We start from the raw sequence: 13,810 nt of genomic DNA, 5'->3' as shown, positions 1-13,810 counted from the left end.
AAACCATGGATTTCGTTCCGTGGCGGAACAAAGCCTAGTTTTCGGCCGTTTCCGCGCCGGGGCTTTGTTCCGTGGCGGAACGTTTTTCCGCTTTCCTGTTCCGTGGCGGGGCATGCAAAACTGTTTTCCGAGCCCGCTTCCAGGTCGCCGGCTTCGCTGCTGTGGGTATGTCGGCAGCCCCCGGATGTAGCGCCATCCAGTCGGCGCGCAGGTACTGCCCGGCGCCCACGTCCAGCTTCTTGCGGTCGCAGTTCAGCGCGTACAACGTGAGCGCCCACAGGCTGCAGTCCAGCCGTCCGCCTTGCCGGGTCTGCGTGATCAAGCCCGCGCGCTGCAACTCTGCACATGCCGCCCCGAGGCTTGCGCGACTGGTCCATCCGCGCGCAGCCATTACCTTGGGTGCCAACGTAATATCGCCATTCCGGAAGCCGTTCGGCCCCATCTGCGACATGATGTCGATCAGCAGCTTGATGGCATGCGGCGACAACTCCGCACAGGCCCGCGACCGCAGGAAATTCAGCGGAAGAGGGTTGTACGGACCATCGCACGTAACGGCCTCCCTCTGTGTGGCGCGGCCCATTCACAGCGAGGCCCCGCGAAGAGGCGCTGCGAAACGCTGGCCGCGCTCACCGGCTGCCGCAATGTCTTCGAGCTTCATCGAGTAGTAGCCGATTTGAGCAATGCGACCGTGGCGCGTGCTCACGCTCTTCTCGACCATTTGAATAGGCCAGCCGTCGGACTTCAGCACATGAATGTGATGGGCGAGACGGCTCGATCCGTGGTCGCGCCAGCAGTCCAAGTGCGTGAGCGTGCGGCCGCCTAGAAGGTCCGCCAGAACCCCGCCCTTGACGGTTTCGCGCGGTGGATAGCAGAATGCTGTTGCCGATGCATTCGCAGTGGCGTCAGAGCCCGCCCCCCAGCGGGCTCCGTCGTTTTTGTCGTTTGCTGCGGATTCGATAGCCATTACGTTGCCTCCCGTTGCGAGGCAATCAGCGTGTCCATGTATGCATGGACTTCATCCGAAGGCCATCCCGTGATCCCTTCGGAAACCTTCACGGGCTTCGGAAACTGCGGATCAGTTTTGGCCTTACGCCAGACGGTAGCAACTGACATCCCGAAGGTATCAGCAACCTGTTTGACTCTTAGGAATTGCGCCTGCATCTCGTTTCACCTCGTTGAAAGCCGCTACTTCACGGCGACGAGGTGATGATGCTCAGGCGGATTTCAGGCGCCAAAGGCGCTATTCCGTTGGAAATCGCGCCTTTCCATCGTCCGGGCTGATTCTTTTTGCCAGTCTGGCAATTACTAGAGGCCTGTATCGCTCGAGGATTTTCTTCAGTTCAGATGCCAAAGCTCCGTCTGTTTCATCGTCCGCACTTTGGATGGTTTTACGAAGAGGGTAGTCGCGGGCGATTTTGGCGAGCACTTTTGTGTTGGGCCAGTTTTTGCCAATTGGGGTTGCAGCTAAGACATCAAAGAATGCTTCGACAACCCACGCTTCGTGCTGCCCCTCTTCGAGGAGTCCTGCCTTGCGACCGCGCTTAGACGATTTAAGGCCGAATGCATGATCAAGTGTCTTTGCGCTTGCTGATCCATCGATGTAGCCGGTAATGGCTTTTGCTGCCCAATCCTGCAAATCACCATCGAAGGCAGATTGATCGCGCAGGAACTCGGCTAGACGCTGGAGCTTTTCGAGCACGTCCTCCGGACCTTCATTGAGACGGTAGGAAGTTCGATTCATGAGTGAATGGTGACTTTACAAACGTAAGTCATTGATTGTTTTCTTGGATTTCCTACCGTTTTCGGGAGTTGTAAGGGGAGTACGAGTTGAACCATGTGCCCCAAGTGGTCTTTTCCAGACAAGACCAATCGTATGCCCTCCAGTTAGCCCGCGCCTTCCGACAGCCCTCAAGCGTGTAGAAGTCACGTTCTACAATCTCGTAATCCGACGGGCCTTCAGTCAAGGCAATTTCCAAATCGTATTTAGGCCACCAAAGCACGAATCCGATAAGAGCAACAAAAAACCAACCCATTTTGTTTGTCTCCATGAGGCGCTGCAGCCATTCACTTCACGCCGACTGCAAGCAAGCGGTCAATCTCGATAATCGGTATCTGCCCGATCCCGTTGAGCTTGATTCGGCCAGACGCGACCATCCGTGACACCGTGACGTGAGACAGCCGAAGCATTTCGCCGGCCTGCTTCTGCGTGACAGACGACGGGCGCGGATGGGTTTCCGCGTACAGGCGCACGGCTCGGAATGCGATTGCTAGGCATTTATCATCGCCCTCATTCATGGTCGCCTCCCTTTGCATAGGCGCTTTCCTGCGAAAGTTAGATCAATCAATGTGGCCCAATCGGTGGAGCACCCCGGCCCGTTAGAATCAGTTATCTGCCCGCGCAAGACCGCTGTTGTCGGACGCCGCGCCAGCAGCGTGCGTTTGCCTCTGGCGCGGCGCGATGCTCGGTTACACGCAGATTTGTTTCGTCAGACTCTCCATCGTTGCGTGGTCGTCGTCCAAAGCGCCGCACAGCGCATTTGAAAGACCGCTGATTCTTGCGCCAAGGTTCCTCAAGACGTGCGGAAACTCTGCCGATCCGGTGTTCATGTCGGCCGCAATCACCAAGTGCCGGCTAAGTGCGTCAATCTGATAGACGGCTTGAAGCGCTACATCTGTGCGTTCTTTGCTGAGAGTTGCCGCTCCGTCAGCCAGCACAAGGCCATTTGCGCCCGTCTGGATGGTGTTTCCGGATTGCATGTTCATGGGTGCGTTCTCCGTGTCGGTCAGGCATTCAGGGAGTTGGTATCTGAAGGATAGATAGGCGGCAGCAGCCAGCCCTCGATCCCGCCGTTCATTTGTGATTCCCCGGCTTTCTTCGTCCCGAAGTCAGCCAGTAGCCCAATCCGTGAGCAAATATCGCGCAACTGATCAACGAGGATTTCAAGCTGCGCGAGTTCGTGCACATCTTCTTCGGACATGCCTAATCTGCACGGCTTGGTCGAGTAGTAGCAAAGCCGGTCCGCTCTACTCGCCAGTGCTGCGATTTCGCCAAGCACCACCGCAACCTGCTTTGTCTCAACCTCGGAAAGACCGCTTTTGTAGCTGCTGGTAACGCCTTGGAGAGTCAAGCCTTGAAGAGGGTCAGGCGCGGCCCCGATTGGCACGTATCGAACCGATCCATCGGCGTATTTCACCGTCGCGGCAATGGCGATGATTTCGCCCTTGGTTAAGCCGTCCATGAGTTGGCCGATTTTGTTCGCGCCCGTGCTGATATCGTTCGTTACAACCATGATGTGAAGCTCCTTTTCACTGATTGGTCAGGGGCCGCGCAGTGCGGGAACACTACGCGGCCCCGCTTACCTGAATCCGTCAGGCGGCGGTATTGCTTCGGATCGGTGTGACGTCCGCGCCGACAGACGTTTGACGGCAGAACTTCGCCCAGTCGTCCATCATCCTGCGGCGCTTTTCGAACAGGTCGCCCCGTCGATACGCCGCCTCAACCTTGTCGCCGATGCTATGCGCGAGTGCCATTTCTGCCACGTCGCGCGGGTAGTTGGTAGCCTCTGCGGCCCAGTCACGGAAGGTGCTCCGAAAGCCATGCACCGTCGCCGGAACCGCCATGCGGCGCAGCACGGCGGTTAGGCTCATGTCCGACAGCTTCCCGCCTCGGGGAGAGGCAAAGACAACTTCCCGACCCTCGATGCGGGGCAGGGCACGGAGCAGGGCTACAGCGTCGGCGGGCAGCGGTATGCGGTGCTCCTTGCTCGCCTTCATCCGGTCACCGGGAATGATCCACAGCGCCGCGTCCAGGTCGATTTCGGCCCATGTGGCGCCCCGTACCTCATTGCTTCGCGCAGCGGTAAGGATTGCCAACTCCACGGCGCGGGCGCTTGTGCCGGTGCGTTCGCGCAGCTTTTCCATGAACGCGCCCACTTCCTGCCACGGCAGCGCCGCGAAGTGTTCAACCTTGGCGACTTTGGAGGGACGCGGGAGCAGCTTGTCTAGATGCCCCTTCCAGCGGGCCGGGTTTTCCCCGTGCCGGTAGCCTCGCACAGTCGCCCAATTCAATACCGCTTCGATCCGGCCACGCACACGAGTAGCCGTCTCGGTCTTGGTCGTCCAGATGGGCGAAAGTACCTGTTCGACGTGGGCGAGTTTGATATCGCTTACAAGCAGACTTCCGATAAATGGCGATGCGTACTCCCTGAGGGTCGCGGCCCACTGTCCCTGATGTTTGGCGTTCTTCCATTCATGGCTCATCGCCTCGATGTACTTGGCAGCAGCTTCGTCAAAAGTGATTTGGGCGCCCCGTGCAGAGCAGAGAGCGCTTTTCAGAGCGAGACGCTCGGCTATGGGGTCAATCCCTTTGCGAATCTTGTCCTTGGCGTCGCGCGCGTTTTCTCGCGCCTTGGCGAGCGTTACGTCCGGATAGCCTCCAAGGCCCATGTCCCGCCGCTTGCCGCCAACCATTACGCGAAGAATCCACGTCCGCGCACCGGAGGGCAGAACCTGCAGATGCAGGCCAGACACGCCCCCCACCGCATGAAAGCCGGGTGCGGTGAGCCTCCTTACGGAGAGGTCCGACAGTTCGGGGGCAAGTTTCGGCACGTCGATCCTCATATCCAACAAAGTACCCAACAAACAGGGCGCAATTGCAGGATATGACATGCGACGCCATGATTCAAGGAAAATGATGACCCTAGGCGATTTATCCTAGAAGTGAGACGGCTTTATACGACCTAAAGTTATACGGAGGCGGACGCCCTCTCCGCCAAAATGAGTTGCAGAGCGTTCCAGAACGCCTCACAAGACACCCTTAAAGCCCCGGTTGACCACGTGTTCCGGGGCTTTTTTGTTTCCCGATATCCCGTAACGCTTCTTGCCATCCCGGTTTTGGGGGGCTTTGGCGTGCCGTACCTCACTGCTTCTGAGGTGCCGAGGCCGGTCGAGCGCTCGCTGGCTGATTTCCTGATTGCCATGTACCGCCCTTCGGGGTTGCAGCGTGTAGTGATAGGGACGAATCCGACCACTACCCGAGGGGCTCCGAGCCACCGCTATGTACGGCAACGCACAGAGGGACTACCGCCACGCTGCCGACAATATGCTGGATTGTGTCGGCCAAAGTGTGGTTCCGGGAGCCGGGCGCTGATTGCGCCTCAATTCCTGCGCCATCAAACGGGCTTCCAGTCTGTTGGATCGATGCCGCGGCTGATGTTCAGAACCTCTGGAGGCAGATGGTACAGACGTCGTCACAGCGCACTGCAGACCTCAGCGCTTCACACCGGTTTGATCACGGAACCAACGACATTGAAGACCATTGCGCTGTCCAGGGGCGGGAACTTGCCCAAGTGCCCCACCGGAATCGTTGGCCTTGACGAAATCACAGACGGCGGACTGCCTGCGGGCCGGCCGACCCTCATCTGTGGCAGCGCAGGCTCTGGAAAGACCATGCTTGCCATGGAATTCCTCGTGCGCGGCGCGACGCAGTATGGCGAGCCCGGCGTATTCATGATGTTCGAGGAGAACGTGGCCGAGCTCACGGCCAATGTCCGCTCGCTCGGTTTCGATCTGGAGAAACTCACCGCGCAGAAGAAGCTTGTCCTCGATCACGTCCACGTAGAGCGCAGCGAGATCGAAGAGACAGGCGAGTACGACCTTGAGGGCCTGTTCATCCGGCTTGGTCACGCCGTCAAATCCATTGGCGCAAAGCGCGTGGTCCTTGATACCGTCGAGGCACTGTTTTCCGGCCTGCCCAATCACGCCATTCTCCGCGCGGAGTTGCGACGTCTTTTCCGCTGGCTGAAGGATCACGGTTTGACAGCCGTCATCACCGGCGAGCGCGGCGACCAGTCGCTGACACGCTATGGACTGGAGGAATACGTCGCAGATTGCGTGATCATCCTCGACCAGCGCATTCACGAGCAGATATCCACCCGGCGGCTGCGCGTGCTGAAGTATCGCGGCTCGGCGCACGGCACGAACGAGTATCCCTTCCTCATCGGCGAACGCGGCCTTTCGGTGCTGCCGATCACTTCGTTGCGGCTCGACCATGAGGTCTCGGCGAAGCGCATCCCGACAGGCATTGCTCGGCTCGACGAGATGCTCGGCGGGCAGGGCGTCTTTCGCGGCAGCAGCATATTGGTCTCGGGTTCTTCGGGCACGGGCAAAAGCAGTGTCGGCGCCCGGTTCGCCGAGGCTGCATGCCGCCGCGGCGAGCGGGTATTGCTGTTCGCCTACGAGGAATCAAGCGCCCAGATTGTCCGCAATATGGGTTCCATCGGCATCGACCTCGGGCCGTGGGTAAAAAAGGGCTTGCTTCAGATTCACTCGTCACGCCCGACGCTGCAGGGTCTGGAGCAACACCTGGTGATGATGCACGATGCCGTGAGTAGCTTTCACCCGAACGTTGTGGTGGTCGACCCGATCAGCAATCTTTCGCTCGACCAAGACACGGCGGCAGTGAAGCCAACGCTGATGCGCCTCATTGACTTCCTCAAGCAGCAGCAGATCACCACGCTATTCACGAGCCTGACGACAGGTGGCGGGGATACAACGGAGAATTCGCAGCTCCAGGTCTCTTCGCTGATGGACACGTGGCTGCTGCTGCGCAACGTCGAATTCAATGGCGAACGCAACCGCACGATCTACGTGCTGAAGTCCCGCGGCATGGCACATTCGAATCAGGTCCGCGAGTTCGTGCTCAGTGACAAGGGTATAGAGCTGGTGGATGTCTACCTTGGTGCCGAACGTGTGCTGACAGGGACGGCGCGCGTTGCGCAGGAAGAACTGGAGCGCACCGCCGCCGCACTGCGCGAAGAGGATCATCAACGCAAGCTGAGTCAGCTTGCGAGCAGGCAGAAGGCGATCGAAGCACAGATCGCTGCGCTGCGCTGCGAGGCGGAAGTTGAATCCGCCGAGGTGGCCTTCAGCCTTGCGCGCGAGACGCTGCATCAAAGGACGGCGCAGCAGAACACTGACGTCATGACATACCTGCGCGGCGCCGACAAGACCGGCGGCGGCGGCAAGAAGGGAAAGCGATGAGCAAAACCGTCGCCTTCGAGCTGCGGCTGTATGTCGCCGGTCAGACCGCAAAGTCGATTGCGGCCTGTGCCAATCTGCAGCGCATCTGCGAGACGCACCTTGCCGGCCAGTACCGGATCGAAATCATCGACCTCGTCAAGAATCCGAAGCTCGCAGCTGGCGACCAGATACTCGCCGTGCCAACGCTGGTGCGCCGCCTGCCCACGCCGATCACGAAGATCATCGGCGATTTGTCCAACGAAGAGCGTGTGCTCGTCGGTCTCGATGTGCGGCCGATACGACGCTGACTGTTCATGAGAAAGCTACCCTCGGCCATACGCAAGCCCCTTGGCTTTGAAGCCGCCGCTGCGAAGCTCGACAGCGCGCGTTACGTCCTGCGGCTTTATGTCACCGGCACGACCCGCAACTCCGAGCGCGCCATCGTGAACATTCGCAGGATTTGCGAGGCGCATCTGCAAGGGCGCTACGACCTTGAAGTCGTGGATATCTCTCAGCGCCCGGCGCTGGCAGAAGGCGAGCAGATCATCGCTGCGCCAACCTTGATCAAGAAGCTGCCGCTGCCGCGGCGGCGTTTCATCGGCGACATGTCGCACACGGAAAGCATCCTGCTGGGGCTCGACCTGCGCAAGGCAGGTGATCGGGTCACTACCGACGAAGGCCCCTGACCCGCCGTGCGCGCCAAAGCTGCCAGCGCCGCCACGCTCCTCGCGCAAAATGCCGAATTGCATGCCCGACTGGAGGCGGCGGAGGAAACGCTGCAGGCTATCCGCAGCGGCGCGGTGGATGCGCTCGTCGTGGAAACCGATGCAGGCCCCAAAATTTTCCGCCTTGAAGGCCTGGACGCCGAGTCAAGCCGCTTTCGCGGCGAAATCCTCGCGCAAGTCAGCGATGCGGTCATCACCATCGACAACGACCAGCGCGTGACATTTCTCAACGCCGCGGCCGAGCGTCAGTATGGCGTCACTGCGCCGAACGTGCTTGGGCGCCGACTTTCGGAAATTTTTCAGTATCGCTGGCAGCGTCCGGAAGACGAAGCTGCCGCGCTGACTGCTCTGCGGGAGACCGGCTTCTGGTGCGGCGAGAACGTTCACGTGAAGCGCAGCGGCGAAGCAATCAACGTCGAGTCCTCAGTGAGCCAGCTGCGCGCGGAGGATGAAACCTTTTCCGGCCTGCTAGCCGTGATCCGCGACATCACCGGGCGCAAAAGGGCAGAACAGGAGCATGCGCGTCTCGAGGCGCAATTGCGCGAATCGCAGAAACTGGAGGCGATCGGGACCCTGGCAGGCGGCGTCGCCCACGACTTCAACAACATTCTGGGCACCATACTGATCAATGCCGAACTGGCGCGGCAGGACGCTTCGTACAACTCTCAGGCGCTCGTGAGCCTGACTGAAATCGAGAAGGCCAGTCATCGCGCCAGAGACCTGGTGCAACAGATTCTGACGTTCAGCCGGCGACAGGTGACGTCGCACCAAGTGGTATCGATTCCTTCGATCGTCACGGAAAGCGTGCGCTTGCTGCGAGCAGGGCTGCTCGGAGGAATGCGGATCGAGTGCTACTGCGCCGCTGATACGCCATCCGTCCTTGGCGACTTGACCCAGTTAACACAGGTGCTGCTGAACCTCGGCGTCAACGCTGCGCAAGCGATGGAAGGCTGGCCCGGGACCATCGAGATTCGCGTTGAAGGCGTGATGTTCGACGAATCCTCTGCGCGACCCGATCCTGCGCTGCGGCCGGGCCATTACGCCCGGATCGTCGTCAGCGACACCGGGCACGGCATGGACGCGGCGACGCGACGTCGCATCTTCGAACCGTTTTTCACGACAAGGCCATCAGGCAAAGGCACCGGACTGGGGTTGTGCGTGGTGCATGGCATCGTGCAGGCTCACGCAGGCGTGATCGTTGTGCACAGCGAGCCTGACAAAGGCAGCACGTTCGAGGTGTACCTTCCGAGCACGAACGATCTGGCTGCTGCGCCAGACCCGATCGAAAAAGCGGGACAGGCCGCCGAAGGCCGTGGCCGGCATGTTCTCTACATCGACGACGATCAGGCGCAGTTGTTCGCCAGCAAGCGGATGATCGAACGCTGGGGCTATCGCGTCAGCGCATACTTCGAACAGCGGGAGGCGCTTGACGCGGTGCTTTCCGGCAGGATTCGCGTCGACCTGGTGGTGACCGATTTCAACATGCCAGGCATGTCGGGCCTGGAGATCGCGCGGGCGATTCGCGATGCACTGCCGGATTTGCCCGTGATCCTGATCTCAGGGTACGTCAACGAGGAATTGCGCGCGCAAGCCGCGGCAGCCGGGGTGCGCGATCTGATCGCCAAACCTCAGGACCTGGAAGAGCTGCGTGATGCAGTGCAGAACATTTTCTATCCACCTGGCAAGAGGCTAGGCTGAGATCGGCCTTGACCGGACATCTAACGGGCAAGCTCGCTCAACTGACAGGAGTTGAACCGTCACGCCCGTCGGCTACATGACCATCGATGCAAGAACCGTTCTGCGCGGGACCGATCTGCCGGGGGGACGCTGGCTGATCTCCTGGCGACGCAATCTGGCCGCCTCCATCCGCGCCCGCTTGAAGCTGCGCGCAAAATGACTGTGGGCTGATCCGAGCCAGTCAGCGGGAACTGATTCATCCATGTCCCCGGTCAATACCATGATCGGGTGACTCGTCATCCTGCTACTGTTCGGCCACTCTCCCGACCCGACAAGGATTCCATTGGACGCCCTGCCTGTCCTGCCGCCCGCATTGCCGGGTGAGCGACTGTCCTTCGACGGACTGAACTGTTACTGCGCGGGCAACGGTCCGCCGATGCTGCTCATTCACAGCATCAACGCGGCCGCTTCGGCGGCGGAAATGCGGCCGCTGTACGAGCGTTACGCCGCGACGCACACCGTCTACGCCATCGATCTGCCGGGCTATGGCTTCAGCCCGCGCGAAGACCGGGTTTATTCGCCGCGGCTGATGACCGACGCGTTGCACACGGCGGCGCGACACATCCGCGCATTGAGCGGCGGGGCAAAGGTGGATGGACTTGCCGTGTCGCTCGGCTGCGAATATCTCGCTCGTGCGGCGGCCGAGCGGCCGGACGACTGGCGCACGGTGGCGCTGGTGAGCCCGACCGGCCTGAATGGCCGCACGCCGCGGCGCGGCGAGCCTTGCAGCACACGCGCCGTACCCGGCCTGTATGCCGCGCTCAGTCAGCCGTTGTGGGCCAACTGGCTGTTCCGCCAGCTGACTCGACCGGGTGTGATCCGCTACTTTCTGGAGCGCACCTGGGGCGGCAGGAACATCGACGAAACGATGTGGGCGTACGACGTGCTGACCACGCGCCAGCCCGGCGCGCGCTTTGCGCCGCTGTACTTCCTGTCCGGCGGCCTGTTCAGCGCCGACATCCACACCGTGTATGAAGCCATCCCGCACCCGGTGTGGGTGAGCCACGGCGTGCGCGGCGACTTCACCAACTACACCGGCATGTATATGGTGACCGGCGGTGGCAACTGGACGGTCACCGTGTTCCAGACCGGCGCCATGCCTTATTTCGAGGTGCCCGAGGCGTTCGGCGCCGCCTTTGACGCCTTCCTGAAGTCGCCCGCCGCGGCGAAATGACGCACCCCCGGACGCACCCCCGGACGCACCCCCGGACACCGCCCGGCGGGCGTGCTTCGGGTCAGCGCGCGCCGGCAGAAAACACCGACAGGTCCTGCGGGCCGCCGTTCGAGATCGCCCTCCGGTAGGCCGGGCGAGCGCGCAGACGTTCGACGTAGGCCTGCAGCGTCGGGTAGTCGCGCAGCCAGCCACGGCACTCGCTGAATTCGAGCGCCCAGCCGAGAGTGATGTCGGCCGCCGAAAATCCGGATTCGAGCAGGTAATCCCGTCCGCTCAGCGCGTCTTCGGCGAACTGGTGGTTCTTCGCGGTTTCCACGTCGAAGAAACCCATCAGGTCAGGGTTGCCGCGACCGGTCCATGCATCGACCAGGTCGACCAGCAGGCCCGGGAACAGCGTGCCTTCGGCAAACGCGAGCCACTGCTGGTACTGCCCGTACTCGGGCGAAGTTGGCTTCACGCTGAGCCGGCCGTCGGCGCACACATTGCAGATGTATTCGATGACCGCTTCGGACTCGACGATCTTCTGCCCCCTGTGCTGAATCACCGGCGCCTTGCCAAGCGGGTGCACCGCCTTCAGCGAATCCGGCGAGCGCTGGCTGTCCGGGTCACGCATGTGCTTGACCAGCTCGTAGTCGATGCCCAGTTCCTCGCACAGCCACACGATACGGTGCGACCGCGAGTTGTTCAGGTGATGAACGATAAGCATGGTTCTTCTCCTCTTCTGATCCATCGTTGTCAGCGTCGGACGCGGCGCGAGCATTGCATCGGATCACCGCCGCATCCACGCACTTTCAGCATAGATGACAAGCGTTCGACCGGCCTGTTCCGGCACATTGCGCCGCGAGGGACTAGGCTGAGCAGTCGGCCGGATCGGTTCGCGATCCGCCATCGCTCTGGAGGCCTTGCCATGACAACCGACACACGGACCGAACGCGACGCATTCGGCGACATCGAGGTACCGGCCGAAGCGCTGTGGGGGGCGCAGACACAGCGTTCGCTGGCCCACTTCCACATTTCCACCGAACGCATGCCCGACGCGCTGCTGCACGCGCTGGCCCGGGTGAAGCGCAGCGCAGCGCTGGTCAATGGCGAACTGGGCCTGCTCGACGCCGAACGCGCACAGGCCATCGTCGCTGCGGCCGACGAAATCCTGGCCGGCGCACACGCCGAAGCCTTTCCGCTGTCGGTGTGGCAGACCGGCTCCGGCACGCAGACTCACATGAACATGAACGAGGTACTGGCCAATCTGGCATCGGAGCGCATGGGTGGCGGCCGGGGTGAGGCGCGCCGCGTTCATCCCAACGACCATGTCAATCTGGGCCAGTCGTCGAACGACATCTTTCCCACCGCGATGCATGTCGCCGCTGCGCTTGCCGTGACGCATACGCTGTTGCCGGCGCTGGCGGCGCTGCGCGCCACGCTGGACGGCAAGTCATCGGCATTCGCCGACATCGTGAAGATCGGCCGCACCCATCTGCAGGACGCCACGCCGCTGACGCTCGGGCAGGAAATGTCGGGCTGGGTGGCGCAGCTCGCGCTGGCGGAGCAGGGCGTGCGGGCCAGCGTGGCCGGCCTGCTCGAGTTGGCGGTCGGTGCCACCGCCGTCGGTACCGGGCTCAACACCCATCCGGAGTTCGGTCAGCGGGTGGCCGCCCGCCTTGCGCTCGACACCGGACTGTCGTTTCGTCGCGCAGCGAATTCCTATGCCGCGCTGGCCGGACACGAAGCGCTGATGGCCGCGCACGGTGCGCTGAAAACGCTGGCTGGTGCGTTGATGAAGATTGCCAACGACGTGCGCTGGCTTGCATCCGGACCGCGTTGCGGACTGGGCGAACTGGTGCTGCCGGAGAATGAGCCGGGCAGTTCCATCATGCCGGGCAAGGTCAATCCCACACAGTGCGAGGCACTCACCATGGTGTGCTGCCAGGTCATGGGCAATGATGTGGCCCTGAGCATTGGCGCATGTTCAGGCAGTTTCGAGCTTAATGTATTCAAGCCATTGATCTCTAATAACTTCATGCAGAGCGTTCGCTTGCTGGCCGATGCCATGGCGAGCTTCGATGCCCATTGCGCCCGCGGCATCGAGCCGGACCGCGCACGCATCGCCGACCTGCTGTCGCGCTCGCTGATGCTGGTGACCGCGCTCAGCCCGCACATCGGCTACGACCGTGCCGCCGCGGTGGCACACCACGCTCACGCGAACGGACTGAGCCTGCGCGAAGCGGCGCTGGCGCTCGGCGCAGTCAGCGCCGAACAGTTCGATGACTGGGTGAGGCCCGAACGCATGGTTTGAGCTGTGCCCTCTGCACAACGATGGTCACGGCACTGATCGCGACGGGGCCGTCGCTCCCACATCCCTGCGCTTGAGGGCTCGCCGTGGTCTCTTTGCGCCGGGTGGTCGGTCGGGATGTATGGCTTCAGGACGCCCGGCGGCGGACGGCGGCACCTATCAGCGCGATGCCGCCCAGCAGCATGGCCCAGCTTCCAGGCTCGGGAACGGGCGGCGCGAACTGCGACGTGCCGTCGAGCTGTATCCACCAGGTACCGCTCAGCGTGCCGAGGGTGGGGTCGCCGCCGTTGTAGATGATGTCGTCGATACGGAACGCGCCATACGAGCCGTCGCGCCGCAGCACGATGAAGTCGCCAACACCGTTGGCCGCACACGCGGCGTCGCACAGCGGACCGACGAAGGTGGTCGTGAAATCCAGCAGCGAGGCATCACCGATCTGTTCGACCGTCGTCACACCGGGCGCCACTGCAATGTCGTTTCCGCGACCGTACAGATAGGCGCGGTCAGATGTATTGACGCTCCATTCGAATTCGAAATTGAAACTGTCCATGCCGATGTAGATCAGGGTCGGTTCCTCGACCGGCCCGGTATCGCCGGACAGCAGTTCGGCCTGAACGGGGGCAGCGGTTAGCGCAAAGGCCGCGGCGGTGGCGGCGAGCAGGTGGCGGATGGGCATGGGTGGGCTCCGGGTTGAGGCGACTGGACGAGCCCAAGCATTCAACGTGCCATTAAAGGCCATGCCGGGCAATGCCTTGCCGCGCGGGGCGCTGCGCGGGACAGGCCGACCGGGGCACCCGATCAGTGTAAAGGGCGTCGACAGTCTATAAAGCCCAGCCATCGTGCTGCAGCTGCGCGTCAGCGAAC

At 61.8% G+C, this 13,810-nt stretch carries 17 protein-coding genes; 7 read left to right on the top strand and 10 right to left on the bottom strand.

Features of this window, described 5'->3' with window-relative positions; genetic code table 11:
- Window positions 1–34 precede the first annotated feature (34 nt).
- From BSY238_RS00510 to BSY238_RS00485, 8 genes are all read right to left on the bottom strand, one after another.
- Complete coding sequence (locus BSY238_RS00510; protein ID WP_069037418.1) at window positions 35–580, bottom strand: hypothetical protein; 546 nt, start codon at window positions 578–580, stop codon at window positions 35–37.
- Window positions 581–964, bottom strand: coding sequence for a helix-turn-helix domain-containing protein (locus BSY238_RS18225; protein WP_150123848.1), 384 nt, complete (start codon window positions 962–964; stop codon window positions 581–583).
- Window positions 964–1,113 (bottom strand): helix-turn-helix transcriptional regulator, encoded by a 150-nt coding sequence (locus tag BSY238_RS19020; RefSeq protein WP_442922964.1) that lies wholly within the window; start codon window positions 1,111–1,113, stop codon window positions 964–966. The genes BSY238_RS18225 and BSY238_RS19020 overlap by 1 nt, the downstream gene beginning before the upstream one ends.
- 127 nt (window positions 1,114–1,240) lie before the next feature.
- Complete coding sequence (locus tag BSY238_RS18220; RefSeq protein WP_150123847.1) at window positions 1,241–1,741, bottom strand: hypothetical protein; 501 nt, start codon at window positions 1,739–1,741, stop codon at window positions 1,241–1,243.
- Between the two features lie 323 nt (window positions 1,742–2,064).
- The gene (locus BSY238_RS00500; protein WP_069040352.1) at window positions 2,065–2,295 is read right to left on the bottom strand and encodes a hypothetical protein; all 231 of its coding nucleotides are present in this window, start codon (window positions 2,293–2,295) and stop codon (window positions 2,065–2,067) included.
- Window positions 2,296–2,466: 171 nt separating this feature from the next.
- Window positions 2,467–2,763 (bottom strand): hypothetical protein, encoded by a 297-nt coding sequence (locus BSY238_RS00495; protein WP_069037416.1) that lies wholly within the window; start codon window positions 2,761–2,763, stop codon window positions 2,467–2,469.
- A gap of 20 nt (window positions 2,764–2,783) precedes the next feature.
- Entirely contained in the window at window positions 2,784–3,290 is a 507-nt protein-coding gene (locus tag BSY238_RS00490) for a hypothetical protein (protein ID WP_069037415.1), read from the bottom strand.
- Between the two features lie 79 nt (window positions 3,291–3,369).
- Complete coding sequence (locus tag BSY238_RS00485) at window positions 3,370–4,668, bottom strand: tyrosine-type recombinase/integrase (RefSeq protein ID WP_223300216.1); 1,299 nt, start codon at window positions 4,666–4,668, stop codon at window positions 3,370–3,372.
- 108 nt (window positions 4,669–4,776) lie between these two features.
- Here BSY238_RS00485 and kaiC point away from each other — a divergent pair, with 108 nt between their 5' ends.
- From kaiC to BSY238_RS00460, 6 genes are all read left to right on the top strand, one after another.
- Window positions 4,777–7,041: a circadian clock protein KaiC gene (gene kaiC / locus BSY238_RS00480; protein ID WP_335625441.1), complete on the top strand. Its 2,265-nt coding sequence runs from the start codon at window positions 4,777–4,779 to the stop codon at window positions 7,039–7,041.
- On the top strand, window positions 7,038–7,328 hold the full coding sequence (locus BSY238_RS00475) for a circadian clock KaiB family protein (RefSeq protein WP_069037413.1): 291 nt from the start codon (window positions 7,038–7,040) through the stop codon (window positions 7,326–7,328). Before kaiC ends, BSY238_RS00475 begins: the two co-directional genes overlap by 4 nt.
- A 6-nt stretch (window positions 7,329–7,334) precedes the next feature.
- Complete coding sequence (locus BSY238_RS00470) at window positions 7,335–7,706, top strand: circadian clock KaiB family protein (protein WP_083223857.1); 372 nt, start codon at window positions 7,335–7,337, stop codon at window positions 7,704–7,706.
- 6 nt (window positions 7,707–7,712) lie between these two features.
- Window positions 7,713–9,443, top strand: a complete 1,731-nt coding sequence (locus BSY238_RS00465; RefSeq protein ID WP_069037412.1) for a hybrid sensor histidine kinase/response regulator — start codon at window positions 7,713–7,715, stop codon at window positions 9,441–9,443.
- Between the two features lie 76 nt (window positions 9,444–9,519).
- The gene (locus BSY238_RS18915; RefSeq protein WP_257784850.1) at window positions 9,520–9,642 is read left to right on the top strand and encodes a hypothetical protein; all 123 of its coding nucleotides are present in this window, start codon (window positions 9,520–9,522) and stop codon (window positions 9,640–9,642) included.
- A gap of 123 nt (window positions 9,643–9,765) precedes the next feature.
- Entirely contained in the window at window positions 9,766–10,656 is an 891-nt protein-coding gene (locus BSY238_RS00460) for an alpha/beta fold hydrolase (protein WP_223300215.1), read from the top strand.
- Between the two features lie 61 nt (window positions 10,657–10,717).
- Here the strand turns inward: BSY238_RS00460 and BSY238_RS00455 are convergent, their stop codons facing one another.
- Window positions 10,718–11,362 (bottom strand): glutathione S-transferase family protein, encoded by a 645-nt coding sequence (locus tag BSY238_RS00455; RefSeq protein ID WP_069037410.1) that lies wholly within the window; start codon window positions 11,360–11,362, stop codon window positions 10,718–10,720.
- Window positions 11,363–11,563: 201 nt separating this feature from the next.
- Between BSY238_RS00455 and fumC the strand changes: the two genes are divergently transcribed.
- Window positions 11,564–12,949 carry a class II fumarate hydratase gene (gene fumC / locus BSY238_RS00450; protein WP_069037409.1) on the top strand — a complete coding sequence of 462 codons (1,386 nt, stop codon included), beginning with the start codon at window positions 11,564–11,566 and terminating at the stop codon, window positions 12,947–12,949.
- 124 nt (window positions 12,950–13,073) lie between these two features.
- Here the strand turns inward: fumC and BSY238_RS00445 are convergent, their stop codons facing one another.
- Window positions 13,074–13,622, bottom strand: coding sequence for a PEPxxWA-CTERM sorting domain-containing protein (locus BSY238_RS00445; protein ID WP_069037408.1), 549 nt, complete (start codon window positions 13,620–13,622; stop codon window positions 13,074–13,076).
- Window positions 13,623–13,810 lie beyond the last annotated feature (188 nt).

The sequence above is a fragment of the Methyloversatilis sp. RAC08 genome, assembly GCF_001713355.1.
In the GTDB taxonomy this organism is placed as follows: domain Bacteria; phylum Pseudomonadota; class Gammaproteobacteria; order Burkholderiales; family Rhodocyclaceae; genus Methyloversatilis.
This window is presented reverse-complemented; position numbering and strand designations above follow the sequence as displayed.